The following is an 8514-nucleotide window of genomic DNA, read 5'->3' on the forward strand; positions in this document are numbered from 1 at the left end:
CGTTCCTTGCTCGCTCCCTTGATCAGCCCCTGACCGGCCGGTCAGGGGCGGCGCGCCACCTTACGCCGCGGTCAGCGGCCCAGGTACTTCGGCTTCTCCTTGTCGACGAACGCCTGGACGGCGATCGCGTGGTCCTCGGACTGCCCTGCCCGGGTCTGGAGTTCGTCCTCCTTCTGGAGGGTCTCCTCCAGGGAGTGCGTCAGTCCGAAGGCCACCGCCTCCTTCAGCGCCGCGTACGCCGCCGTCGGCCCCTCGGCCAGCGCCCGCGCCGTCCTCTCGGCCTCGGCCCGCAGTTCGGCGGCCGGCACGACCCGGTTCGCGATGCCCAGTTCGTGCGCCTCCTGGGCGGTGATGCGGCGCGGGAAGAGCAGCAGGTCGGTGGCGCGGGACGGCCCCACCACCCGAGGCAGGGTCCACGAGATCCCCGAGTCCCCGGTGAGCGCGACGCCCGCGAACGAGGTGTTGAAGGACGCCGTGTCCGCCACGACCCGGTAGTCGGCGGCGAGCGCGAAGCCGAAGCCCGCCCCGGCGGCGACCCCGTTCACGGCGGCGACCACCGGCTTCCGCGCCCCCGCCAGCGCCCGCACGATCGGGTTGTAGTGCTCCCGCACGGTGCTCATGGTCTGCCCCGACCCGGACTCCCGGTCGGCGGCCAGCAGCCCGATGTGCTCCTTGAGGTCCTGGCCCACGCAGAACGCCCGGTCCCCGGCGGCGGTGAGCAGGACCGCCCGCACGGCGCCGTCGTCCGCCGCCTCCCGGGCCGCGTCCCGGAGAGCCACCTTGGCGGCGACGTTCAGCGCGTTCATCGCCTCGGGGCGGTTCAGCGTGATCGTCGCGAGCCCGTCGCTCACCTCGTAGAGCACGGTGTCGGCCATGGGATCCCCTCCGGTGTCGCCTCGATGACGTACCGCTCGGTACGTCATGGTCGATCCTGGTCCGAGGACAGCATGACGGAGATCACCGGCCGGGGCGCGGACCCGGCATGTGACCTGCGTCAAAGAATTCCGGGGCGTCCGCGGCGGGCGCACGAAGACGCGGAGGCGCAGTATCGCAGTCACATCGCCGAATTGAGTGGTTTTGCTCGCGCGCGTTGCCCAAGCGATGCCAACTGATGTTGGTCATCGGGTCCTGGGATGCGGGATAATGGCTTGGAAGCAATGTGTTCGATGCCGGTGTCGCGTGTCCTGTGCCGTCCTGGACAGGGATCGCGCGCGTGCCCTTTCGGTGGGCCGTCGGCTTTGACGATGAGCTGGGTTTCAGGAAGGGGAACGAGCATGGCGGCCATGAAGCCGCGGACGGGTGATGGCCCGCTCGAGGTGACCAAGGAGGGGCGGGGCATCGTCATGCGCGTTCCGCTCGAAGGCGGCGGTCGGCTCGTCGTCGAGTTGACCCCTGACGAGGCCGACGCGCTCGGCGACGCCCTCAAGAAGGTCGTCGGCTGACGCGGAAGCGACCATACCCTTTCAGTAGCCCCGGCATCGTACGCGGTGTCGGGGTCGCTGTTTGTGCGGGGCCGCGCGACACGCGGGTGACGCGAGCGCTCAGCGTTTGACGGCGCACAGCAGTCCGTCGCCCACCGGCAGCAGGGAAGGTGTCAGGTCGGGGCTCTCGCGCACCGTGCGCAGCAGCTCCCGCAGCCGCACGACCTCCGTCGGCTGCGGTCCGGAGTCCACCGTCCGTCCGTGCGCGAAGACACCCTCGAAGGCGACGAGGCCTCCCGGGCGCAGTAGGCGCAACGATTCAGCGAGGTACTCGGGGAACTCCTGCCGGTCGCCGTCGCAGAACACGAGGTCGTATCCCGCGTCCGCGAGCCGGGGCAGCACGTCCAGGGCGCGGCCGGGGATGAAGCGGGCGCGGTTGCCGGCGAAGCCCGCGGCGCGGAACGCCTGGCGGGCGAACTGCTGGTGCTCCGGCTCGGGATCGACGGTGGTCAGCACCCCGTCCGGCCGCATGCCGTGCAGCAGGTGGATCCCGGAGACCCCGGTGCCGGTGCCGATCTCCGCGACCGCCTTGGCGTCCACGGTGGCGGCCAGCAACCGCAGCGCGGCGCCCGCGCCGGGCGACACCGAGCGCAGCCCTGCATCACGGGCCCGCTCACGGGCCCAGCGCAGCGCGTCGTCCTCGGCGACATAGGCGTCGGCGAACGCCCAGCTCGTCTGCCGGTTGCCGGTAATGACCCTCTCCTGTCCCCGTGGTTGCCTGGGCGTGACTGTATCCGTTGGGGCCGGGAACCCGCAGATGGGACCGGTCGTTTGAAGGGGTGAGGAAGCGACACGGGGCGCGAGGAAGGCGTGGACGGGGGGTATGGGATGGATCGGGACACCGAGCAAGTGCTGACGCAGTCGCACCAGCCGTGCCAGCACGTGTCAAATTCTCGTAAAACTGCTTATCCGGAGCTAACGGGCGAGGTGGCTATGGTAGGGGCTCCACTGGACACCACCAGAGCCGACAGGGGAGGTGCGGCTGCGCCTGAAGATCGGGGAGGAGTGCTACGGCGCTTTCTCGGATCGGCGGGCAGGCCGAAATCCGTGACCAACACTGCTGCTGACGTGAGCCACACCGCCGAATCCACCCAGACCGCGACCTTCTCGACCGACGCGGACGGGCAGGCGTGGACTCCGCCCACCTGGGAGGAGATCGTCAGCACGCACAGCGGCCGTGTCTACCGCCTGGCCTACCGCCTCACCGGCAACCAGCACGACGCCGAGGATCTCACCCAGGAGGTCTTCGTCCGCGTCTTCCGCTCCCTGTCGACCTACACGCCGGGCACGTTCGAGGGCTGGCTGCACCGCATCACCACGAACCTCTTCCTGGACATGGTCCGCCGCAAGCAGCGCATCCGCTTCGACGCGCTCGGCGACGACGCGGCCGAGCGGCTGCCCAGCAAGGAGCCCACTCCGCAGCAGCTCTTCAACGACGCGCACTTCGACGCGGACGTCCAGCAGGCCCTGGACACCCTCGCGCCCGAGTTCCGTGCCGCCGTCGTCCTGTGCGACATCGAAGGACTGTCGTACGAGGAGATCGCCGCGACCCTGGGCGTCAAGCTCGGTACGGTGCGCTCCCGCATCCACCGCGGCCGTTCGCAGCTGCGCAAGGCCCTTGCGCACCGCTCGCCGCAGGCCCGGGCCGAGCGCCGCGGCTTCGTGGCCCCGGTCCCCGCGCTGGGGGGAGGGGGCGCGACCGCGTGAGTGGATCACGACCGGACCCCGCGGGGCGCCTCGCGGAACAGCATCTGGGAGACCGGCTCGCCGCCCTCGTGGACGGCGAGCTCGGTCACGACACGCGTGAGCGTGTCCTGGCGCATGTGGCCACCTGCCCGAAGTGCAAGGCGGAGGTCGACGCACAGCGCCGTTTGAAGAACGTCTTCGCCCAGGCGGCCCCACCGCCTCCCTCCGAGAGCTTCCTGGCCCGCCTCCAGGGACTCCCGGGGGGTGGTACCGGCGGCGGTGGTGGTGGTTCGCCGCTGGGCGGCGGAGGGCTGCCCGGAGGGCTGTCCTCAGGCTCCGGGGTGTTCGGGGTGGAGCGCGGCGAGCAGTTCGAGTTCGGGTATGTTCCGGCCCGGCCGCATCCCGCCGTCCCCGCCGAGGATCGCGGCTTCCGGATCCACCCCGTCGGCCGTCCCGACAGCGAGCGGTCCGCCTCGCGAGGGCTGCGGTTCGCGTTCGTCGCCGCCGGGGCCGTGTCGCTGGCCGCGGTCGCCCTGGGCGGGGTGACCACCGGCTCGGCGGGTGACACCGCCGCGGAGGCGCGCGGCTCCGGGACCGGCAGCAACGTGACTCCGGCGCGCACGGCGGGTGTGGGCGCGGCGTCGGCGTCCGACACCGCGCGGCGCCGCCAGTCGGCCGCGCCGCAGTCGGGCCAGGGACAGCGGTCGTCGGGCTCGGCGCAGGCTGTCTCGGCGCCGCCGGCCGCACCGCTGCTGCCGGGGGCCGTGCCTCCCGGCGGGCAGACGCAGAACGTGATGCATCCGCTGACCACCCCGGTGGTCGCGGGCGCGGCCGTCATGTCGCCGTTGATACGTCCGTTCACCGCGACCCCGCCGATCTCCCTGACCTCGTGGTCCGCCGACCCGGGACTCACGACCCCGGGCCTGCTCACCGCGCCCTCTCCCACCGCTTCCTCCTACACCGCGCACTGACCGGTCCCTGCGCCCCGGCCCGGGAACCTGGTTGAATCCACAGTGGTCGCGCCCATGACACCGGTCGGGGCGCGGAGTCGACGACGCACGGCCACCGAACGACGAGCCGTGCCGCGACCCGCTGTGGGGAGAACATGAACGAGGGCAAGCCCACGAAGTCCGCCCGCCCGAAGTGGTGGAGCCGCGCAGTCCCTCCGGACGACCGGCCGGAGGGCACGTCCGGTCCGGTCCCGGCCGCCGACGCGGCCGGGACGTCCGCCCAGGGTGTCGCAGCCGGTGGGTCCGTGGTCGAGGAGCCGCAGGGCGCGGCACCCGCACGCACCGACGCAAACGGTGACTACGAACTGGATCGCCCGCTCCAGGCCTCCGGCGCCGCCCCCGACACGGGCGACTTCGAACTCGCTCGGCCCCGCCCGGCGTCCACCGGGGCGGAGGACGCGCCGTCCGCCCTTGCCGCCGAGTCGGACCACGCATCGGCGGCACCGGCAGCGTCGGCTGCGCCTGCCGCACCTGCCGCGCCTGCCGCGCCTGCCGCGCCTGCCGCGCCTGCCGCACCTGCCGCGCCTGCCGTACCTGCTGCACCTGTCGTGCCCGCGGTGCCCGGCGAGCTCGCTGCCCCCGCTGCGCCTGCCGAGCCTGCCGTACCCACCGTGCCCGCCGTGCCTGCGGCGCACGGCGAGCCTGCTGCACCTGCTGCGGCGCCCGCCGCACCTGCCGAGCCTGCGGCGCCCGGAGAGCCTGCCGCGCTCGCTGCGCCCGCCGTGCCCGCCGTGTCCGCGGCGCCCGGAGAGCCTGCCGTACTCACCGCGCCCGCCGTGCCTGCGGCACACACCGCGCCCGCCGTGCCTGCGGCACACGGCGAGCCCGCCGTGCCCGATGCGTCGGTGACTCCCGCCGGGCCCGGTGTTCCCGGGGTGTCTGCCGAGATGGGTGCCAACCGGCCCGTGGAGGGGCCGTCCGGGGCCGTTGACGCCTCCGTCGTCTCCGGCGAGCGGCCCAGGCCGTTGCACGATCCCGATCCCTACAGCACCCCTCCGTACGGTGAGCCCGGTCCCTGGGCTCCCGCCCCGCCCGTGCAGCACCCGGCGGTGACGCCCGCCCAGGGCACACCCGCTCTCTCCTCCGGCACCCCTGTACCCGCCCCCCAGGGCTCGCCCGCCGTGGACGCCCAGCCGTACGGTTCGGCGCACCCGGCGCCCCAGCCGGGCGCTCCGGCTCCCACGCACCCCGCGCCCTCCGGCCTCCCCTCGCAGCCGCAGACCCCGGCCGCCGCACCGCAGGAGGCGCAGCCCGCGGACGCCAGGCCGGCGGGCGTGCCGCAAGGAACCCCGCTCGGGGGCGACCCGTCGCACGGTGTGCCCGCCCAGGCAGCGGGTGACGGGCACGGCATGCCGGCCCCCGGCGCTGCGGAGGCCCACCCCGGTGCCGGCCCCGCCGACCCCTGGGGGCGTTATGACCCCTGGGCCGGTGGCCAGGTCGCCGCGCCGTTGCAGCAGAGCGGGGTCGGCGTGCTCAGCGTCGAGCAGCGGCACCGGCGGGTCACACGGGCGCTGGTGAGCGGGGCCGTGGTGCTCGCGCTGGTGTCCGGGGCGCTCGGCGGGCTCGCCGGGGCGTACCTCGAGCGCAACGGCCGCGTGGGCACCGTGGAGCTGCCGCAGGCCGGGAAGGAGCCCGCCGGGCGCGCCCCGGACAGCGTCGCCGGGATCGCCGCGCGGGCCCTGCCCAGCGTGGTGACGCTGCACGTCAGCGGCTCCGGCGAGCAGGGCACCGGCACCGGGTTCGTGCTCGACCGTCTCGGCCACGTCCTGACCAACAACCACGTCGTGGAGAACGCCGCCTCCGGCGGCGACATATCGGTGACCTTCAGCGGCGGCCAGACCGCCAAGGCCAGGATCATCGGCCGGGACGCCGGATACGACCTCGCCGTCGTCCAGGTCCGCGGCGTGCGCGGCCTGCCCCCGATCCCGCTCGGCAACTCCGACAACGTGCAGGTGGGCGACCCGGTCGTCGCCATCGGCGCGCCGTTCGACCTGGCCAACACCGTCACCTCCGGCATCATCAGCGCCAAGGAGCGTCCCATCACGGCCGGCGGCGAGAAGGGCGACGGCAGCGACGTGTCCTACGTCGACGCCCTCCAGACCGACGCCCCGATCAACCCGGGCAACTCCGGCGGCCCCCTCCTCGACGCCCGCGGCCGGGTCGTCGGCATCAACTCCGCCATCCGCTCCGCGGACACCGGCTCCGACCTGCAGACCGGCCAGGCCGGTTCCATCGGCCTGGGCTTCGCCATCCCCGTCAACCAGGCCAGGCGCGTCGCCGAGGAGCTGATCAACCACGGCAAGGCCAGCCACCCGGTGATCGGGGTGACCCTGGACATGAACTACCCCGGCGACGGAGCCAGGGTCGGCGCCAAGGGCCGGGACGGCGGACCGCCGGTCACTTCCGGCGGTCCCGGTGCCAAGGCGGGCATCAGGGCCGGAGACGTCATCACCGCGGTGGATGGCCAGCGCGTCCACTCGGGCGAGGAGTTGATCGTGAAGACACGCGCCCACCGCCCCGGCGACCGTCTGGAGCTGACCGTCGAACGCGACGGAAAGGCACGGAAGGTTTCCCTGGTACTCGGGTCCTCTAACAGCAACTGACACAAAACGTGCGCAACAAGCCGGAAAACCCGTCGTGTACACGCAGTCCGACACCTCGGGACGGTACCGGTCGGGCACGTTGGCCGGGTACCGTGGATCCGGCCCGGACCACGGACAGCCCCACACAGACCGGACCACCCGAGGGCCGAGGACCGAGGACATCGCAAGGAGCTTCAGGTGTTCAATGACATAGGACCGCTCGAGCTGCTGACGATCATCATCGTGGCCGTGCTCGTGTTCGGTCCCGAAAAGCTCCCGAAGGTCATCCAGGACGTGACACGCACGATCCGGAAGATCCGTGAGTTCTCGGAGAGCGCCAAGCAGGACATCCGCAGCGAACTCGGCCCGGAATTCAAGGACTTCGAGTTCGAGGACCTCAACCCCAAGACGTTCATCCGCAAGCAGCTGGACAACGACGACCTGGGGCTGCAGGAGATCCGCAACGGCTTCGACCTGAAGAAGGAGATGGCCGAGGTCACGGACGCGGTGAACGGCAACGAGTACGACTCCTCGGCGTCCTCCACGTCCTCTTCGGGGTCCGCGGGCTCTTCGGGTTCGGCCGGCGGCCGGATCGACATGACCAAGAAGCCCGAGGCCGCCGCTCAGGAGGAGCGCCCGCCCTTCGACGCGGACGCCACCTGACCCGTTCCATGTGACGCGTTTCACGCCGTGCACGGCCCGTGCACGGCGTGAAACGGCCGTACCCGCGACCCACGCGCCGAGAGGTTTCCCGGCTGCCCGAAGCGGGATGGATATGCTGCCGAGTTGTTGTGCGGACCGGACGAGTACGCCCGAAGGGGGGCGGGACACCCCGGTTCGACGAGAGCGAGGAGGCCACCGGGCACATGGAGACGACAAGTCGGGCAGGCGCGCAGGCGCCGGCCGCGGAGGGCGGACAACAGTCACCCTTCGCCCGGCGCACGGCCGACGGTTACCTGCTGGCGCCCTTTCCCTGGTACGGCCTCGACGAGGCCTTCACGGGGCCGCGCTGGCTGATGCAGGTCGGCACTTCGGCCGACGGTTCCGTGGAACACGGTTCGACCGGGCACGGCGACGAGCCGTCCGTACGCAACGAGTCCGTGTCCGGATCGCCGGACGAGCCCAAGGAGAGGTTCGCGGTCGTCGTCACCGTCGCCGCCCAACCCGTACGGCGCCTCGCCGACGGCACGGGCCAGCTGGAGGCCACCTCGGTCTCCTCGGCGGCCTGGCTTGCCGCGGTGGGCCTGCTGTCCTTCACCTGGCCCGGGCAGGTGGACCACACCCTGCGGGACGACTGGCTGGAGCAGCAGACGGAGACCGCGTGGGAGCTGGCCGACGACCTGTCCGGCCCGGAGTGGTCCATGCTCTCCCTGCCCGTGGACGGCGTCCCGACGCCGTTCTACTACCGGGAGTCGGAGTTCGGCTGGGTACTCGCCGGTTCCACCTCCCAGGGCGTCCACGTGGGGGCGTACGGCAGGGGCATGAGCGCGTACGGGCTCGGCTTCGCCATGATCAAGGACATCAACGCGTACGCCTGACACCACGCGGCACACGGCGTACACGGCGTACATGGCGGACACGGCACGAAGGGGCGCCGTCCACGCGGGACGGCGCCCCTGTCGCCATACGGGCGGTACGGGCCGCCACGGCCCTCGTACGGCCTAGTACTGCAACCGCATCTGGGGGTTGTGGCCTCGACGTTTGTAGTGGGAGCGGCGGGCTCGGGCCTGGCTGTGTCTACGGAAGTGTGACCAG

8 protein-coding genes are annotated in these 8514 nt (G+C 72.4%); 6 read left to right on the top strand and 2 right to left on the bottom strand.

Annotated features, from left to right (window positions below; translation table 11 throughout):
* Nucleotides 1-71: 71 nt before the first annotated feature.
* Nucleotides 72-875: an enoyl-CoA hydratase-related protein gene (locus ABZ818_RS41580; protein WP_361427216.1), complete on the bottom strand. Its 804-nt coding sequence runs from the start codon at nucleotides 873-875 to the stop codon at nucleotides 72-74.
* Nucleotides 876-1274: 399 nt separating this feature from the next.
* Between ABZ818_RS41580 and ABZ818_RS41585 the strand changes: the two genes are divergently transcribed.
* Nucleotides 1275-1442, top strand: coding sequence for a DUF3117 domain-containing protein (locus ABZ818_RS41585; RefSeq protein ID WP_003966491.1), 168 nt, complete (start codon nucleotides 1275-1277; stop codon nucleotides 1440-1442).
* 99 nt (nucleotides 1443-1541) lie between these two features.
* Here ABZ818_RS41585 and ABZ818_RS41590 read toward each other — a convergent pair whose 3' ends face one another.
* A complete protein-coding gene (locus ABZ818_RS41590; RefSeq protein WP_361427233.1) occupies nucleotides 1542-2240 on the bottom strand; it encodes an O-methyltransferase in 699 nt (232 codons plus the stop codon).
* 246 nt (nucleotides 2241-2486) lie between these two features.
* On the opposite strand from ABZ818_RS41590, the gene sigE reads away from it, so the two are divergent.
* The 5 genes from sigE (at nucleotide 2487) to ABZ818_RS41615 (ending at nucleotide 8297) form a co-directional block, all read left to right on the top strand.
* Nucleotides 2487-3188: an RNA polymerase sigma factor SigE gene (gene sigE / locus ABZ818_RS41595; protein ID WP_361427219.1), complete on the top strand. Its 702-nt coding sequence runs from the start codon at nucleotides 2487-2489 to the stop codon at nucleotides 3186-3188.
* Nucleotides 3185-4138, top strand: a complete 954-nt coding sequence (locus ABZ818_RS41600) for a zf-HC2 domain-containing protein (protein ID WP_361427222.1) — start codon at nucleotides 3185-3187, stop codon at nucleotides 4136-4138. The genes sigE and ABZ818_RS41600 overlap by 4 nt, the downstream gene beginning before the upstream one ends.
* 761 nt (nucleotides 4139-4899) lie before the next feature.
* Nucleotides 4900-6780: a trypsin-like peptidase domain-containing protein gene (locus tag ABZ818_RS41605; RefSeq protein WP_361427225.1), complete on the top strand. Its 1881-nt coding sequence runs from the start codon at nucleotides 4900-4902 to the stop codon at nucleotides 6778-6780.
* Nucleotides 6781-6957: 177 nt separating this feature from the next.
* Complete coding sequence (locus ABZ818_RS41610; protein WP_361427227.1) at nucleotides 6958-7422, top strand: sec-independent translocase; 465 nt, start codon at nucleotides 6958-6960, stop codon at nucleotides 7420-7422.
* Between the two features lie 203 nt (nucleotides 7423-7625).
* The gene (locus tag ABZ818_RS41615) at nucleotides 7626-8297 is read left to right on the top strand and encodes a hypothetical protein (protein WP_361427230.1); all 672 of its coding nucleotides are present in this window, start codon (nucleotides 7626-7628) and stop codon (nucleotides 8295-8297) included.
* The last annotated feature ends 217 nt before the right edge of the window (nucleotides 8298-8514 follow it).

It is taken from the genome of Streptomyces sp. NPDC047453, from assembly GCF_040643155.1.
Taxonomy (GTDB): domain Bacteria; phylum Actinomycetota; class Actinomycetes; order Streptomycetales; family Streptomycetaceae; genus Streptomyces.